Origin of the sequence: Serratia sp. NPDC087055, assembly GCF_044900985.1 — a bacterium.
In the GTDB taxonomy this organism is placed as follows: Bacteria; Pseudomonadota; Gammaproteobacteria; order Enterobacterales; family Enterobacteriaceae; genus Serratia.
The window spans coordinates 71768-86383 of the sequence record NZ_JBJDOG010000008.1 but is presented as its reverse complement, the minus strand read 5'-3'; the positions used below and the strand labels follow the sequence as shown (position 1 = coordinate 86383).

At 51.4% G+C, this 14616-nt stretch carries 16 protein-coding genes; 9 read left to right on the top strand and 7 right to left on the bottom strand.

Annotated elements, in window-relative coordinates; all coding sequences use genetic code 11:
- Positions 1 to 229 precede the first annotated feature (229 nt).
- Both ACI2J2_RS23360 and fpr read left to right on the top strand, forming a co-directional pair.
- Complete coding sequence (locus tag ACI2J2_RS23360; RefSeq protein WP_209640036.1) at positions 230 to 853, top strand: metalloregulator ArsR/SmtB family transcription factor; 624 nt, start codon at positions 230 to 232, stop codon at positions 851 to 853.
- A gap of 3 nt (positions 854 to 856) precedes the next feature.
- The gene (fpr, locus tag ACI2J2_RS23355) at positions 857 to 1603 is read left to right on the top strand and encodes a ferredoxin--NADP(+) reductase (protein WP_404760938.1); all 747 of its coding nucleotides are present in this window, start codon (positions 857 to 859) and stop codon (positions 1601 to 1603) included.
- A gap of 9 nt (positions 1604 to 1612) precedes the next feature.
- On the opposite strand, the gene ACI2J2_RS23350 is transcribed toward fpr, so the two are convergent.
- The gene (locus ACI2J2_RS23350) at positions 1613 to 2038 is read right to left on the bottom strand and encodes a DUF805 domain-containing protein (protein WP_404760937.1); all 426 of its coding nucleotides are present in this window, start codon (positions 2036 to 2038) and stop codon (positions 1613 to 1615) included.
- Positions 2039 to 2238: 200 nt separating this feature from the next.
- Here ACI2J2_RS23350 and ACI2J2_RS23345 point away from each other — a divergent pair, with 200 nt between their 5' ends.
- Both ACI2J2_RS23345 and tpiA read left to right on the top strand, forming a co-directional pair.
- Entirely contained in the window at positions 2239 to 2829 is a 591-nt protein-coding gene (locus ACI2J2_RS23345; protein ID WP_265556746.1) for a DUF1454 family protein, read from the top strand.
- 127 nt (positions 2830 to 2956) lie between these two features.
- The gene (gene tpiA / locus ACI2J2_RS23340) at positions 2957 to 3724 is read left to right on the top strand and encodes a triose-phosphate isomerase (protein ID WP_012147479.1); all 768 of its coding nucleotides are present in this window, start codon (positions 2957 to 2959) and stop codon (positions 3722 to 3724) included.
- Positions 3725 to 3791: 67 nt separating this feature from the next.
- On the opposite strand, the gene ACI2J2_RS23335 is transcribed toward tpiA, so the two are convergent.
- The 5 genes from ACI2J2_RS23335 to cpxP all read right to left on the bottom strand — a co-directional run bounded on the left by ACI2J2_RS23335 (position 3792) and on the right by cpxP (position 9269).
- Entirely contained in the window at positions 3792 to 4781 is a 990-nt protein-coding gene (locus ACI2J2_RS23335) for a sulfate ABC transporter substrate-binding protein (protein ID WP_209640043.1), read from the bottom strand.
- A gap of 185 nt (positions 4782 to 4966) precedes the next feature.
- The gene (pfkA, locus tag ACI2J2_RS23330; protein WP_209640046.1) at positions 4967 to 5929 is read right to left on the bottom strand and encodes a 6-phosphofructokinase; all 963 of its coding nucleotides are present in this window, start codon (positions 5927 to 5929) and stop codon (positions 4967 to 4969) included.
- A gap of 231 nt (positions 5930 to 6160) precedes the next feature.
- Positions 6161 to 7063 (bottom strand): CDF family cation-efflux transporter FieF, encoded by a 903-nt coding sequence (gene fieF / locus ACI2J2_RS23325; protein WP_209640049.1) that lies wholly within the window; start codon positions 7061 to 7063, stop codon positions 6161 to 6163.
- A gap of 215 nt (positions 7064 to 7278) precedes the next feature.
- Positions 7279 to 8367 carry an acyltransferase family protein gene (locus ACI2J2_RS23320; protein ID WP_404760936.1) on the bottom strand — a complete coding sequence of 363 codons (1089 nt, stop codon included), beginning with the start codon at positions 8365 to 8367 and terminating at the stop codon, positions 7279 to 7281.
- Between the two features lie 407 nt (positions 8368 to 8774).
- Positions 8775 to 9269 (bottom strand): cell-envelope stress modulator CpxP, encoded by a 495-nt coding sequence (cpxP, locus tag ACI2J2_RS23315; RefSeq protein ID WP_037421671.1) that lies wholly within the window; start codon positions 9267 to 9269, stop codon positions 8775 to 8777.
- A gap of 149 nt (positions 9270 to 9418) precedes the next feature.
- Between cpxP and cpxR the strand changes: the two genes are divergently transcribed.
- The 5 genes from cpxR to ACI2J2_RS23290 all read left to right on the top strand — a co-directional run bounded on the left by cpxR (position 9419) and on the right by ACI2J2_RS23290 (position 13647).
- On the top strand, positions 9419 to 10117 hold the full coding sequence (cpxR, locus tag ACI2J2_RS23310) for an envelope stress response regulator transcription factor CpxR (protein WP_004953234.1): 699 nt from the start codon (positions 9419 to 9421) through the stop codon (positions 10115 to 10117).
- Positions 10114 to 11487, top strand: a complete 1374-nt coding sequence (gene cpxA, locus ACI2J2_RS23305) for an envelope stress sensor histidine kinase CpxA (RefSeq protein ID WP_209640053.1) — start codon at positions 10114 to 10116, stop codon at positions 11485 to 11487. Before cpxR ends, cpxA begins: the two co-directional genes overlap by 4 nt.
- A gap of 63 nt (positions 11488 to 11550) precedes the next feature.
- Positions 11551 to 12024, top strand: a complete 474-nt coding sequence (gene trmL / locus ACI2J2_RS23300) for a tRNA (uridine(34)/cytosine(34)/5-carboxymethylaminomethyluridine(34)-2'-O)-methyltransferase TrmL (protein WP_209640056.1) — start codon at positions 11551 to 11553, stop codon at positions 12022 to 12024.
- A gap of 62 nt (positions 12025 to 12086) precedes the next feature.
- Positions 12087 to 12881: a CHAD domain-containing protein gene (locus ACI2J2_RS23295; protein ID WP_265556749.1), complete on the top strand. Its 795-nt coding sequence runs from the start codon at positions 12087 to 12089 to the stop codon at positions 12879 to 12881.
- A 94-nt stretch (positions 12882 to 12975) separates the two neighbouring features.
- Positions 12976 to 13647, top strand: a complete 672-nt coding sequence (locus ACI2J2_RS23290; protein ID WP_209640062.1) for a DUF3313 domain-containing protein — start codon at positions 12976 to 12978, stop codon at positions 13645 to 13647.
- 69 nt (positions 13648 to 13716) lie between these two features.
- On the opposite strand, the gene cysE is transcribed toward ACI2J2_RS23290, so the two are convergent.
- Positions 13717 to 14538, bottom strand: coding sequence for a serine O-acetyltransferase (cysE, locus tag ACI2J2_RS23285; RefSeq protein ID WP_209640065.1), 822 nt, complete (start codon positions 14536 to 14538; stop codon positions 13717 to 13719).
- Positions 14539 to 14616: the final 78 nt, after the last annotated feature.

Below are 14616 nucleotides of genomic sequence, written 5' to 3'. Positions count from 1 at the left end.
GCAGCCCTCTATGGCGGCATAAGCTAACAAATTTAATTTTTTTAGCGAGTTTCAGGCAAATATTGATCTTGGTCACAGTGGCAGCAAAGGCAACCAGCCACGTAAATTAAACTGTACGTCTAACGCTTAAGAGTTAACAATGGCAAACTTTCAGTAGTTTACCTTTAGCATTTAATCGATAATTATTTTCATCATCTTGAAATAAAATAACGCCATAGGGATTGGGTTAATGAAGACACCAGAGCTGATTTTATTGCAGTTAAAAACCTTGGGGCCGCATTCCGCCAAAATGTTGGCTGAGCGTCTGGATATCACCCCCATGGGCATCCGTCAGCATCTGCAATCCCTGGAAAAACGTGAGTTGGTTTGCTACGAAGAGGCACGCACTAAAGTGGGTCGCCCTACGCGCTACTGGTCGCTGACCCATCAGGGTCATGCCCAGTTCGCCGATTGCCACAATACATTGGCGGCGGCGCTACTGGATTCTGCGAATCAGCTGTTTGGCGCTGAAGGGGTAGAACAGTTACTCAGTGTACGTGAAGATAAGCTTTATCAGCGTTATGCCGAAGAACTGTCCGAGGAGGCTTGCCATCAGGCTAAACTCAACCGGCTCGTGCGCCTGCGGCAACACGATGGTTATATGGCCGAACTGTTTGAACATCCGCAGGGTATGCTACTGGTAGAAAACCACTGCCCTATTGGCGTAGCAGCCACCGCTTGCAGCAGCCTATGCGACTCGGAACTACAGTTGTTTCACCGCCTATTCGGTCACAGCTATCGCATAGAGCGTACCGCACATGCCATTTCCGGCTCACGACATTGCGCTTATTTGATTCGACCATTGGAGCTTTAGAGTATGGCTGACTGGGTTAATGGCAAGGTTACGCAAGTCACACAGTGGACCGACGGGTTGTTCAGTATTACCGTCCACGCCCCCATTGCCCCCTTCATCGCAGGGCAATTTGCCAAATTGGCGCTAGAAATTGACGGCGAGCGCGTGCAACGCGCCTATTCCTATGTCAACGCCCCCAGCGATCCGAACCTGGAGTTTTACCTGGTCACCGTGCCGGAAGGCAAACTGAGCCCACGTCTCAATCAGCTACAGCCGGGGTCGGAAGTGATGATCACCAAAGACGCTGCCGGATTTTTCGTGCTGGACGAAGTGCCGGAATGCGACACCCTGTGGATGCTGGCAACGGGTACGGCTATCGGCCCATACCTATCCATCCTGCAGGAGGGTAAAGACCTGGAACGTTTCAAGAATCTGGTACTGGTGCATGCCACCCGCTTTGCACGCGATCTCAGTTACCTGCCGCTGATGCAACAGCTGCAACAGCGCTACAACGGCAAACTGCGCATTCAGACTGTCGTAAGCCGTGAGGAAGTCGCCGGCTCACTGACGGGCCGTGTGCCGGCGTTGATTGAGGATGGCCGATTGGAAGCCGCGGTAGGGTTGACGATCAATGCTGAAACGGACCACGTCATGTTGTGCGGTAACCCGCAAATGGTGCGGGATACCCAGCAGACGCTGAAAGATCAGCGGCAGATGCGCAAGCATCTGCGCCGCAAGCCAGGCCATATCACCAGCGAACATTACTGGTAACCCGTGTCCTCAGTCTGCGCTGAACTTCACTGGCTTGGCCGGTGGGCCAAAACGGTTATCCTCGGGCGTGCCGACAAACGCGCCCAAATCGATCATCATCATCACAATGATCAACGTCGGGATAAAACGCCCTACCCCCCACTGCCAAACCGGTGCCAGCATCTGCCAGTTTCCGGCCGCCAGCAACCAGGCGACGATCAGCAACAGCGCCCACCAACCGGCTTTATTACGGTCATGCAGCCGCTTCACTAACACCGCCGCCGTTGGCCATAGCAGCCCGACGATAAAGAAGGCAATGGTCTGGATATCCACGAGCTCACGGCTGGCAAGAGAAAAAGCCACCGCCATCAGTACCAGCCACAGCACTATCCAAATCCAGAAGTCACGCCGCCCAATTCGGCCTTTAAACGAAAAGCACCACTGTTGTATTGTCATTGAATCCTGCGTTGTTAGCCTGCCCATAATCTGCCGTGCAGTGTAACATAGGCGCGGCATGGCGAAGGTTTCCGCCCTGCATTACGCGGAGTAACGCACAGCTTTCCTGCCAGCAAGCGATAATGGCACGGGATCTTTGACAATCCCCCTCGGTTATCGCTTTAATCGGAGCCATCTTTGTTCTTGATGCCGTGTATACCATGTTGAGAAAAACCATCGCCATCGCCTGCCTGTTATTGAGTATCAACAGCGCCTGGGCCGATCCGCCGGATGCCGCCGTCAGTGCGTCGCCTACCGCGCCGTACCTGCTCGCCGGGGCGCCGACGTTTGATCTGACGGTGGTGGAATTCCGCGAAAAGTATAATCGCGACAACCCGAAATTACCGATCGGTGAGTTTCGCGCTATCGCAACGGCCGAAGACGACACCCCGCTGCTGACGCGCGCCGCCAGCAAGTTGAACGAAAATCTCTACGCCTCTACCGCACTGGAAAAAGGCACCGGCAAAATCAAAACGCTACAAATCACCCACCTGCCGCTGCAACAGGCCGGCGAAGAAAAAACCGCTCGCACCATTGCTATTAGCTATATGGCCGCGCTGATGCGCCAGTTTGAAACGGCACTCACGGTGGATCAAAGCCTGAACAAAGTGGCCACCCTGCTGGAAAAAGGCAAAGGTTCACGCTTTTACCAACAGCAGGTCGGTGCGATCCGTTATGTTGTGTCAGACAACGGCGATAAAGGGGTAACTTTCGCTGTTGAACCGGTTAAGCTGACGTTATCCGAGCCATAACAGCGGGCTATTTAATGACGAAAAGCAAAGCCTTCGTGCTTAATCATCTCTATACTGTTGGGCAGGTAAACTGCCGGTCCGGCAGTGGTTATTTCGACTCTCGCGTTCCCTTGTTGGAGGAAAAAACATGCGTCATCCATTAGTTATGGGTAACTGGAAGCTCAACGGCAGCACTCACATGGTTAACGAACTGATTGCCGCTCTGCGCAATGAACTGAGCAGCGTTGACGGTTGTGGCGTTGCTATCGCACCGCCAGTCATGTACCTGGACCAAGCCAAACACGCGCTGGCTGGTAGCCGCATTGCTCTGGGCGCACAAAACGTTGACGTCAACCTGTCTGGCGCATTCACCGGTGAAGTTTCCGCTGACATGCTGAAAGATATTGGCGCGCAATACATCATCATCGGCCACTCTGAGCGTCGCACTTACCACAAAGAAACCGATGCTGCGATCGCCGAGAAATTTGCCGTACTGAAAACTGCCGGTCTGATCCCTGTACTGTGCATCGGTGAAACTGACGCAGAAAACGAAGCGGGTAAAACCGAAGAGGTTTGCGCACGCCAGATTGACGCCGTGCTGAAAACCCAGGGTGCTGAAGCGTTCAAAGGCGCAGTTATCGCTTACGAACCTATTTGGGCCATCGGTACCGGCAAGTCTGCTACCCCAGCGCAGGCACAAGCCGTACACAAATTTATCCGTGATCACATCGCTAAACAGGACGCTGCCGTCGCTGCAGAAGTGATCATCCAGTACGGTGGTTCTGTGAACGATAAGAATGCCGCCGAGCTGTTCACCCAGCCAGACATCGATGGCGCGCTGGTTGGCGGCGCATCACTGAAAGCCGATGCTTTCGCTGTGATCGTCAAAGCCGCTGCTGCCGCTAAAAAAGCCTGAGTTCACTCGGCTGATAAATGACAAAACCCCGGCTTGCCGGGGTTTTGTCATTGTGGCTCATTCACGCTCAGCGTTTGCTGATCTCATCAAACACGCCACCCGTCGCGAAATGCACCTTCTGCGCCTGTGTCCAACCGCCAAAAGTGTCATCCACGGTGAAAAGCTTCAGTTTCGGGAATTGCTCGGCAAACTTGGCGGCCACTGACGCATCACGTGGGCGATAGTAGTTTTTCGCCGCAATAGTCTGCCCTTCCGGCGTATACAGATACTTCAGATAAGCAGTAGCCACATCGCGGGTACCACGCTTATCAACCACCTTATCTACCACAGAAACGGTTGGCTCGGCCAAAATCGATTCACTCGGGGTGATAATTTCAAATTTGTCTTTACCCAGCTCTTTTTCTGCCAACAACGCTTCATTTTCCCAAGCGATCAGCACATCACCGATTCCGCGTTCCACGAAGGTATTGGTTGAGCCACGCGCACCGGAATCCAGTACTTCAACGTTTTTATACAGGTCCTTAACGAACGCCTGTGCCTTGGCCTGATCGTTATTGTTTTGATGCAACGCATAACCCCAGGCTGCCAGGTAATTCCAGCGCGCCCCGCCGGAGGTTTTCGGGTTCGGTGTAATCACCGACACGCCTGGTTTGATCAAATCCGGCCAGTCATGAATTTGTTTTGGGTTTCCTTTGCGCACCAGAAACACAATGGTCGAGGTATAAGGTGCCGAGTTGTCTGGCAGGCGTTTGATCCACTCTTTATCGATGCGGCCTCGCTCAGCGATAGCATCCACATCGTAGGCCAACGCCAGTGTCACTACGTCGGCCTCAATGCCGTTGATCACCGACGTCGCTTGCTTACCTGAGCCGCCGTGCGACTGCCGCACCGTCACGTTATCCCCAGTCTGCTGCTGCCAATATTTGCCGAATGCGGTGTTATATTCCTGATAAAACTCACGTGTCGGGTCATATGAAACGTTCAGCAATTGGATATCTTTCGCCATGGCACCGGACGCCAGTAACATGATTGTCAGACCTACACCCCATTTACGCATTGACTCGCTCTCCCAGGAAAATAATCGCAACCTCAATCGGTTGATTTAGCATCAGAGCCTGCCAGAAACTTTCCCACCAATTAAAGAATAAAAAATGTTGGGCTATACGATTCTGGAATATAACCACAAAGACATAAAAAAAGCCTCCGCATGCGGAGGCTTCTATTGCCCGGATTAAGACGGGATCAATACAGTTTTTTCGCTGTTTCCAGCCAGTCGCCCTTGAACGGACGCTTCATATTTTCGATCGCATCGATGATGTCATGGTGCACCATCTTCTCGTTTTGGATACCGACGCAACGCCCGCCGTAGCCCTGCAGCAGCAGTTCGATAGCGTAAGCGCCCATGCGAGAGGCAAGAATACGGTCGTAAGCAACGGGAGAACCGCCACGCTGAATATGGCCCAGCACCGTGGCTCGGGTTTCACGTTTGGTTTCCTGTTCGATATGACGAGCCAGCTCATCGATATCGCAAATGTGCTCCGTGATCGCCACGATCGCGTGTTTCTTGCCTTTGGCGATCCCGGCCTTGATTTCGCAAACCAGGTCTTCACGGTTGAATTCGGTTTCAGGCAACACGATAAATTCACAACCACCGGCAATGGCTGCCGCCAGGGTCAGATCGCCGCAGTAGCGGCCCATCACTTCAACGATGGAGATACGCTGATGAGAAGACGAGGTGTCACGCAGGCGGTCAATGGCTTCCACGACGGTTTCAAGCGCGGTGAAGAAACCGATGGTGTAGTCGGTACCGGCCACGTCGTTATCGATGGTGCCTGGCAAGCCGATACAAGGGAACCCTTCTTCCGTCAGGCGTTTGGCACCCATATAGGAACCGTCACCGCCAATAACCACCAGCGCATCAATGCCGCGGTTTTGCAGGTTTTCAATCGCCTTGGCGCGTACGCTGTCGTCTCTGAATTCTGGGAAGCGGGCTGAGCCGAGGAAAGTGCCGCCGCGATTGATCATATCGGACACGCTGTAACGGTCCAATTGTTCCATGCGGTCTTCGTACAAGCCAAGGTAGCCATCGTAAATACCAAAAACTTCCAGACCTTCCGAAAGTGCAGCACGCACAACGCCACGGATCGCAGCGTTCATACCCGGCGAATCACCGCCACTCGTCAGTACACCGATTTTCTTGATCATGACTACCTCTGAACTGTAGATGCAATTTCTTAAGAATTCTGTATTCGCCGATTGTCTTGGAACCACTCAGGCTACAGAAAACCAGCTTTACGGCTTTATTGCTGGATATTATAGCAAAAACACCCAGCTGAATTGATTCAAGTCACGCAATATTGCGGTAAAAAACTGTCATGGCACGCTGAGCTAACGCCACTCTTTGCGCGCAATGCAATCTCACCGTCCCTGTACTGATTATAGCTCCCAACGCCCCTGCTGGCCCGCTGGCACCACAGAACAAGGATCCTGGTGGATGAGAATATCCGCCCCTGGGAAACGATGCAGCAACGCCTGCTCTACTTGCTCGGCCAGGATATGCGCCTGCATCAGCGGCAGCCCATCGTCCATCTCCAGGTGCAACTGAATAAAACGTGTCGGGCCGGATTGGCGGGTGCGTAAATCGTGTGCGCCTTTCACCCCTGGCCAAGAGGAAACCACCTCAATAATGGCCTGGCGTTCTTCGTCCGGCAATGCCCTGTCCAGCAGCGATTGCACAGCCTCATTACCCATCCGCAGCGCGCTGTAAAGAATGTAAACGCCAATTCCCAATGCAAACAATGCATCCGCCCGTTGGAAACCATACCAGCTTAGCGCAAGCGCGATAAGAATAGCACCATTCATCATGACATCTGACTGATAATGAAGCATATCTGCTCGCACAGCCTGACTGCGCGTTTTTCTGACCACCCAACGCTGATAGGTGACCAGCAACAGAGTGCTAAACAACGCAACAACCGTAACCACAATACCTATGCCAGGGTCGCGCAGCGTTTCAGGTGAATAAAGATGCTGGAAGCCCGTCAGAAACAGGAACAGCGCCGAGCCAGAAATAAACATGCTTTGTGCCAGCGCGGCCAATGATTCTGCCTTGCCGTGCCCGAAGGTATGTTCTTCATCGGCCGGCTGCAGCGAGTAGCGCACCACCAACAAGTTGGTCAATGACGCGGCAATATCCACCAGCGAGTCCACCAAAGCCGCTAACAGACTCACCGAACCGGTGTGGTACCAGGCAATAATTTTGATCAGCAACAGTATTGAGGCCAACGCGGTGGCAGCTAGCGCGGCAGACTTCACCAAACGCGCATATTGCGGTTCCATAACCCACCCAAACTAAACCTTGAGGAGGTCAGTATAACGGAATGCCAGGCAAACATGCTGACGGCTTAATAATTTCTCCACAACGCAAAAATGAGGTTTACCAAATGATTAGCACAGGCCAGTCGTGGGTGGATTATTGATAGGCGATAGGACACGCTGGCGCATGCCAAAACTGTTTATCACCACCTCATGTTAGAGATGGTGATATTGATTTTTTATTTCTCTATTACTGTTTGGCTATATTGAATGGGAGCATGATATTTATCAGTTAGTCGTCGGCCCAAACGAGCACCAACTCTAATGAATTTTTTCTCGACGAGATACCATGACAACACCCCTAAAATAATAGCAATAACCGATGATACAATCTGATTAACCAATATTCCCTGACCATGTAAAAACTGTGCGACCATCTGTTGCACCGGCCAAGCCCAAAGATAGACCCCATAAGAAATATCGAATGGAAGTTTGGCACGAACCAGAACTGGTATGCTGGAAAGATAGACGATACTGATAAAAACAGCCACGTAGAGAAAATAAAATGATACTGGCGAGCCTCTGAAGAAATAGAATAATATCCACACACCTAAAAATGAATATAGATTAATGGTGGTTTTATCCTTCCAAATAGCCAACATCGCACCGAAAGCGAAGCACGGAGCCAACATGGATATTTCTCTATTTGCCGATGGAATCCAAGTAAATATTAAATTATTCCCCAATAATGGCTCAACAACAATTAAAACAAACAATAGACTAGCGAAAGCTCTACTTTTCATAACTCCGAGCATAAAAAGAGAAATTAAAATAAGATAAGCCCCAACTTCATAAGGTATAGTCCATAAAGATCCATTAACCACATGGTTATGATTTTCAGAAAATAGACCCGGAAGTGAAAACTGCGTTCTTAGCATTACATTATTGTAAATGTAACTATAAACTTCCTTATTCGAAAAGTAGTCACTTATATTATTTTTTGTTATTAACGGACCTAATATAAAAGAAGAAACAACCAAGGTTACTATTAATGCAGGCCATATACGAAAAATTCGCGATATGAAAAACTTCACAACACTCTTATTCGCCATCAAACTATTGGTTACAACAAGCCCACTCAAGAAAAAGAAAATCTTTACAGCTAAAGAACCCGAATAATCAAACCCAATCCAGTTTAAAATAAAATCACTTTTTCCTTCTTGTGGTGATATTGCATAAGCATGACCATAAATCACCATTAAGGCAGCGATCAGTCTAAATATATCTAAATTGTTATTATCTTTATTTATCAGATCTGATAATTTCATTACTAATGATTTTCCATATTATCTTTTGATTTTATAACTTGCCCAGATCAAAAAAATTCAACACAAAAAAATAGTCAACAACTGAAACAGTTAGCACGCTTCCAATATGGGAGGAGTTAACCATTTAAAAAATAAAATACGCGAGATGTACATACTGATGTAATTCACATAATGGGAGTGTTTAATTCTCCCACTGTTTTTGAAGGTATTCAATTATTAACTGTTGCGGACCAACTCGCGAGTTCTATTCGTGATTTCAATGAAAACCTGTGATCAATATCAAATCTGCGATAAACCCGAGAGCGGTAAAGAGGGGCGGGGCACAACACAAAAGCCAGACAAAAAAAACCCCGCCATCATGGCGGGGGAAGACAGGGATGGTGTCTATGGCAAGGAAAAACAGGGGACTACTCAGTCATACTTAACTTCTGGGCAGAAGTTTGCTGCAAACCAGAAATTTGTTGCTCCATCTGCTGCATACGCTGCTGATGCTTCTGGTCTAAAACACTTTTTTGCTGTGGCGTCAGTAGGTTATACATTTGGTTGCGTACTCTGGCCATTTCGACCTGGCGCTTAACCTGTTGCTGAGCCATCTCTTCCGCCTGGGCATACACGGCGGCTTCATCAAATTTGTCTGCGGTTACCAGTTTATGCATAGCTTCCATTTCAGCTACATTGACACCAGGCAGATCGTGGCGCGCTTGGCGCATTAAATCGCGCATTTGCTGCCGCTGCTGTTCAGTCAGGCTAACACCGTCAAACATGTGGTGCTGGCCAGGCGCTCTGGTCATCGCATCATTTCCGGGAGTCGGTACAGTTTCCGATGTAGTGTCAGCAGCGAACGCAGCGGTAGAACCTATTGCCAGCATTGATGCCATAACTAATGCGGTCACCTTACGCATTTTAACTCCTCGTGCTTTCTCACTTTGCGAATCAACGAGGAGCAGTGTACTGCTGCACCTGCAAACATGCGTCAGTGCATGTAAAACTACGTAAAGTCATGGAATGCCAACAGTTGATGACGTATTTTGCGTCAGGAGGAAAAAATACAATGAACAAAATTCTGTTAGTTGACGACGACCGCGAGTTGACCTCGCTGTTAAAAGAACTTCTTGAAATGGAAGGTTTTACTATCGTCGTAGCCTACGATGGTGAACAGGCGTTGTCGCTTCTGGACAGCTCCATTGATCTGCTGTTGCTCGACATCATGATGCCAAAGAAGAACGGTATCGATACGTTAAAAGAGTTGCGTCAGCACCACCAGACACCCGTCATTATGCTGACCGCACGCGGCAGCGAATTGGACCGCGTGTTGGGTCTGGAACTGGGTGCCGATGACTACTTGCCAAAACCGTTTAACGATCGTGAGCTGGTCGCGCGTATTCGTGCGATTCTGCGCCGATCCAACTGGAGCGAACAGCAGCAAAATGTCGATACCGGCGCACCCACGCTGGACGTTGACGGTTTGCAGCTCAACCCAGGCCGCCAGGAAGCCAGCTTTGACGGTCAAACGCTGGATCTTACCGGCACCGAATTTACCCTGTTGTACCTGCTGGCACAGCATCTCGGCCAGGTGGTCTCTCGTGAACTGCTGAGCCAGGAAGTATTGGGCAAACGACTGACGCCTTTCGACCGCGCCATCGACATGCATATCTCCAACTTGCGACGTAAACTCCCGAACCGCAAAGATGGCCATCCGTGGTTCAAAACCTTGCGCGGACGGGGTTATTTAATGGTATCAGCAACATGATCAACAGTTTGACGGCACGCATCTTCGCCATTTTTTGGTTCACATTAGCTCTGGTGCTGATGTTGGTGTTGATGGTGCCCAAGCTCGACTCCCGCCAAATGACCTCGCTGCTGGACAGCGAGCAGCGGCAGGGGCTAATGCTGGAACAACATGTCGAGGCCGAGTTGCAAAACGATCCGGCCAACGATCTGATGTGGTGGCGCCGCTTATTCCGTGCCATTGAAAAATGGGCCCCGCCTGGGCAGCGCCTCATTCTGGTTACCAGCGAAGGCCGGGTGATTGGCAACATGCAGCGCAACGAAATGCAATTGGTGCGTAATTTTATTGGCCAGTCTGATAATTCCGATCATCCCAAGAAGAAAAAATACGGCCGCGTTGAGCTGGTTGGTCCGTTTTCCGTTCGCGACGGTGAAGACAATTACCAGCTGTACCTGATCCGCCCCGCCAACAGCCCGCAATCCGATTTTATCAACCTGATGTTCGACCGGCCGCTGCTGCTGCTGATCGTCACCATGTTAATCAGCGCCCCACTGCTGCTGTGGCTAGCCTGGAGCCTGGCAAAGCCGGCGCGTAAACTGAAGAATGCTGCCGATGATGTTGCACGAGGCAACCTGAAACAGCACCCAGAACTGGAGGCCGGGCCGCAAGAATTTCTGGCAACCGGTGCCAGCTTCAACCAAATGGTCAGTGCACTGGAACGGATGATGACCGCGCAGCAACGGCTTATCTCTGACATCTCACATGAGCTGCGTACACCGCTGACCCGCCTACAGTTGGCTACCGCATTGATGCGCCGCCGCCACGGCGAAGGGCATGAGCTGGCACGTATCGAAACCGAAGCACAGCGCCTCGACTCAATGATCAACGATCTGTTGGTGCTGTCGCGCGGGCAACAAAAAAGCGAGCTGGTGCGTGAGCGGTTGCTGGCCAACGAGCTTTGGGCTGACGTACTGGATGATGCTGGTTTTGAAGCTGAACAAATGGGTAAACAGCTGGAGGTCACTTCCCCTCCCGGCCCGTGGACGCTGTTCGGCAATGCGGGTGCGCTCGACAGCGCGCTGGAAAACATCGTGCGTAACGCCCTGCGCTACTCAAACACTCACATTGCGGTAGCCTTCAGCGCGGACAACCAGGGCATCACCATTGTGGTTGACGACGATGGTCCTGGTGTCAGTACGGAAGATCGCGAGCAAATATTCCGGCCATTTTATCGTACCGACGAAGCACGCGATCGCGCATCCGGTGGGACAGGATTGGGTTTGGCGATCGTAGAAGCGGCAGTCAATCAGCACCGCGGCTGGGTGAAAGCGGAAGACAGCCCGCTCGGCGGGTTGCGACTGGTGCTGTGGTTACCCCTGCACCAACGCTGATCGGCTAAGACAGCTCGGTCAGATTTTGCTATTCTGCGCCCCTCGTCATGAGGGGCTTTTTACATGCTGAACATTGTTTTATTCGAACCTGAGATTCCACCTAACACGGGCAATATTATCCGCCTGTGTGCCAATACCGGCTTTCAACTGCATCTGATAGAGCCGATGGGTTTCCCGTGGGATGATAAACGTCTGCGTCGTGCCGGGCTGGATTACCATGAATTTGCCAACATCCGACGACATGCCGACTATGCCGCTTTTATTGCCAGCGAAAATCCTCAACGGCTGTTTGCCCTGACCACCAAAGGCACCCCGGCGCACAGCGCGGTCAGCTATCAAGCCGGCGACTACCTGCTATTCGGCCCGGAAACCCGTGGATTGCCTGCTGATATCCTGAACGCGCTACCCGCACAACAAAAAATTCGCATTCCCATGCAAGCGCAAAGTCGCAGCATGAATTTGTCTAACGCCGTTGCGGTCGTGGTGTACGAAGCCTGGCGGCAGCTGGACTACGCAGGCGCCGTGATCAAATCTTAACCAATGACAGTGTCTACTTCAGGGAGGATAATCTTTAAAGATGACTTCTCTGGGGACACAACATGGTGTTGGTCAAGAGTATTATCACGCAAGCGCGCAAGCTCGAGAGCGCGTTGAATCAAGCGCTGCTGCGTTTACCTGACGCAACAGACCACGAGGCTCTGCACGACGTACGTATCAACCTGCGGCGTCTCAGGAGCCTGCTGAGACCATTGCGCGGCACTCCGGGTGTTGCGCAGCTCGACGATGCCGCTGCCAAGCTGGGGAAAATCACCACGCCAATGCGCGATCTGGAAGTGCTGATTACCGAACTGGATCAGCATCAGTTAACGTGGCAGGCCAATACGCGCAAGACCGAACTGCAAAGCCGCAAGCTCGCTTTAACATCGTTACCGCTACTTATCCGCCTCCCCACACTGCTGCATGCCTGGCTAAACATGTTCCTCATAACCAAGCATCGGCATACAAAACACCGTATAGCCCATCAGATAACCCAACAGGTAAAACAAGTGCGCCTGGCGCTTGCCGATTCGTATTACGATCGGCATAGATTACGTCTCTTGGTTAAGCACCTGCGCTATGTCGTGGATGCCTACCCCCAATTTCGCCTCATCACGCCTGACGCTATCGCCCACCTGAAAACGGCGCAAAGCACCCTCGGCCATTGGCACGATCATGTTGTCTGGTACCAGATGGCAGAACATCAGCAAGATCTCTGGCCGCTACTGCCACAATGGCAATCAGCCATTGTGATCGCACAGGAAAATGCAGAGGCAGCATTGCTTTTACTGTCGCAAACACTGAGTACCACAGATAAAAAACACGCCAAATATCACAATCCCAACAAACTGGCCTGAAACATCGCACACACGGCGCTGAAAACACCCACTGCGCCCGAAGATAATGAACTATGTTTTGTAAGGGTTATCGACACTCACCATAGGAAATCGTATGAAAAAACAACGCTTGTGCGTTGCCGCAGCGGTCCTGGCAGCAGGCCTGTTGCTGGCAGGTTGTGCATCAAAAGTAACAACAACAGAGCAGTACTCAGGATTCCTGTCTGATTACAGTAAATTGCAGGAAACCAGCTCACCAAGCGGCCATAAAACGCTACGCTGGATCGATCCTAACTTTAAAGAATCCAACTATCGGGGTGTCTATTTTACCCCCATAGTCTATTACCCAGAGGCGAAACCTAACGCCCGCATCAGCCAACAGACGCTAGACAAAATTAGGCACTACACCGACAAAAGTTTGAGAAAAGCGGTAGCCGAGCGCACCACCATACTCAATAGCCCGGCGGGGCCTCGCGTATTGATCGCCAAAGTGGCGATTACGGCTGTCTCTGCCGAAAATGAAGATATGAAATTCTATGAAGTGGTGCCGGTTGCCGCAGTGGTTGCCAGCACCATGGCCGCAACGGGCCACCGTACGCAAAACACGACGCTGTTCCTCGAAGCTGAGTTGATCGATCAGGATACCGGCAAGACCGTACTGGAAGTCGTACGCAAGAGTTACGGCAGAACTGTCAGCAATGACAGTGCACCCGTGACGGAAGAAGAAGTCAAAGCCGCAATCGATGAAATGGTCGCCGACACGGTCGCGTTCCCGAAACAGGGCTAAGCTTCCTTCGCAGAAATAAAGCACAGGGGGAGCCAAAGCTCCCCCTGTTTGATGTGTTATGCGAAAGGGTTAAATACCGTCGCCGTACTCAAATCCATGGTTGTTACCGTTGAAGTACTGATCCATATCCATGGATGGCGTATCGCTTTCCGGTCGACCGACAAGACGTGCTGGTACACCAGCCGCCGTCGTATGCGGCGGCACCGATTGCAGCACTACCGAGCCAGCGCCAATTTTTGCGCCTTTACCCACTTCGATATTGCCGAGAATTTTAGCACCGGCGCCAATCATCACACCTTCACGGATCTTCGGATGGCGATCGCCACTGGTTTTCCCGGTACCGCCAAGGGTGACAGACTGCAGAATAGACACGTTATTTTCTACCACGGCCGTTTCACCGATTACAATGCCGGTAGCGTGGTCGAGCATGATGCCGCAGCCAATAGTGGCGGCCGGATGGATATCCACGCCAAAGGCGACCGAAATCTGGTTTTGTAGATAAATAGCCAGCGCCTGTCGCCCTTGCAACCAGAGCCAGTGGCCAATGCGATAGGCTTGCAGTGCATGGAAGCCTTTCAGATACAGCAGAGGGGTAGAATATTTATCGACGGCCGGGTCGCGTAGGCGCACCGCCAGAATATCGCGAGCTGCCGAAGCGATCATTTGCTGATCGGCAAAATAGGCGTCTTCCACCACTTCGCGCACCGCAATGGCCGGCATAATTGGATTCGCCAGCTTATTTGCCAGAATATAGCTGAGTGCGCCCCCCAGATTGTCGTGCTTGAGCAGCGTCGCATGGTAAAAGCTAGCCAGCATCGGTTCACATTCAGCCAGCCCTCTCGCCTCTGATTTGATGCTATTCCAGACCTGCTCTAACTCTTCTGACGACATCGGGTTCCTCTCCGCCTTGCAAAACAGGCCACCGCATCGCATCGCGATCACGTGGCCCAAAACAATTGCTGGGTCGGC

Excerpts from the sequence above, each read along its gene's own strand:
- ACI2J2_RS23360 (WP_209640036.1), top strand. The coding sequence starts at position 230 with ATGAAGACACCAGAGCTGATTTTATTGCAGTTAAAAACCTTGGGGCCG.
- fpr (WP_404760938.1), top strand. The coding sequence starts at position 857 with ATGGCTGACTGGGTTAATGGCAAGGTTACGCAAGTCACACAGTGGACC.
- ACI2J2_RS23350 (WP_404760937.1), bottom strand. The coding sequence starts at position 2,038 with ATGACAATACAACAGTGGTGCTTTTCGTTTAAAGGCCGAATTGGGCGG.
- ACI2J2_RS23345 (WP_265556746.1), top strand. The coding sequence starts at position 2,239 with ATGTTGAGAAAAACCATCGCCATCGCCTGCCTGTTATTGAGTATCAAC.
- tpiA (WP_012147479.1), top strand. The coding sequence starts at position 2,957 with ATGCGTCATCCATTAGTTATGGGTAACTGGAAGCTCAACGGCAGCACT.
- ACI2J2_RS23335 (WP_209640043.1), bottom strand. The coding sequence starts at position 4,781 with ATGCGTAAATGGGGTGTAGGTCTGACAATCATGTTACTGGCGTCCGGT.
- pfkA (WP_209640046.1), bottom strand. The coding sequence starts at position 5,929 with ATGATCAAGAAAATCGGTGTACTGACGAGTGGCGGTGATTCGCCGGGT.
- fieF (WP_209640049.1), bottom strand. The coding sequence starts at position 7,063 with ATGGAACCGCAATATGCGCGTTTGGTGAAGTCTGCCGCGCTAGCTGCC.
- ACI2J2_RS23320 (WP_404760936.1), bottom strand. The coding sequence starts at position 8,367 with ATGAAATTATCAGATCTGATAAATAAAGATAATAACAATTTAGATATA.
- cpxP (WP_037421671.1), bottom strand. The coding sequence starts at position 9,269 with ATGCGTAAGGTGACCGCATTAGTTATGGCATCAATGCTGGCAATAGGT.
- cpxR (WP_004953234.1), top strand. The coding sequence starts at position 9,419 with ATGAACAAAATTCTGTTAGTTGACGACGACCGCGAGTTGACCTCGCTG.
- cpxA (WP_209640053.1), top strand. The coding sequence starts at position 10,114 with ATGATCAACAGTTTGACGGCACGCATCTTCGCCATTTTTTGGTTCACA.
- trmL (WP_209640056.1), top strand. The coding sequence starts at position 11,551 with ATGCTGAACATTGTTTTATTCGAACCTGAGATTCCACCTAACACGGGC.
- ACI2J2_RS23295 (WP_265556749.1), top strand. The coding sequence starts at position 12,087 with ATGGTGTTGGTCAAGAGTATTATCACGCAAGCGCGCAAGCTCGAGAGC.
- ACI2J2_RS23290 (WP_209640062.1), top strand. The coding sequence starts at position 12,976 with ATGAAAAAACAACGCTTGTGCGTTGCCGCAGCGGTCCTGGCAGCAGGC.
- cysE (WP_209640065.1), bottom strand. The coding sequence starts at position 14,538 with ATGTCGTCAGAAGAGTTAGAGCAGGTCTGGAATAGCATCAAATCAGAG.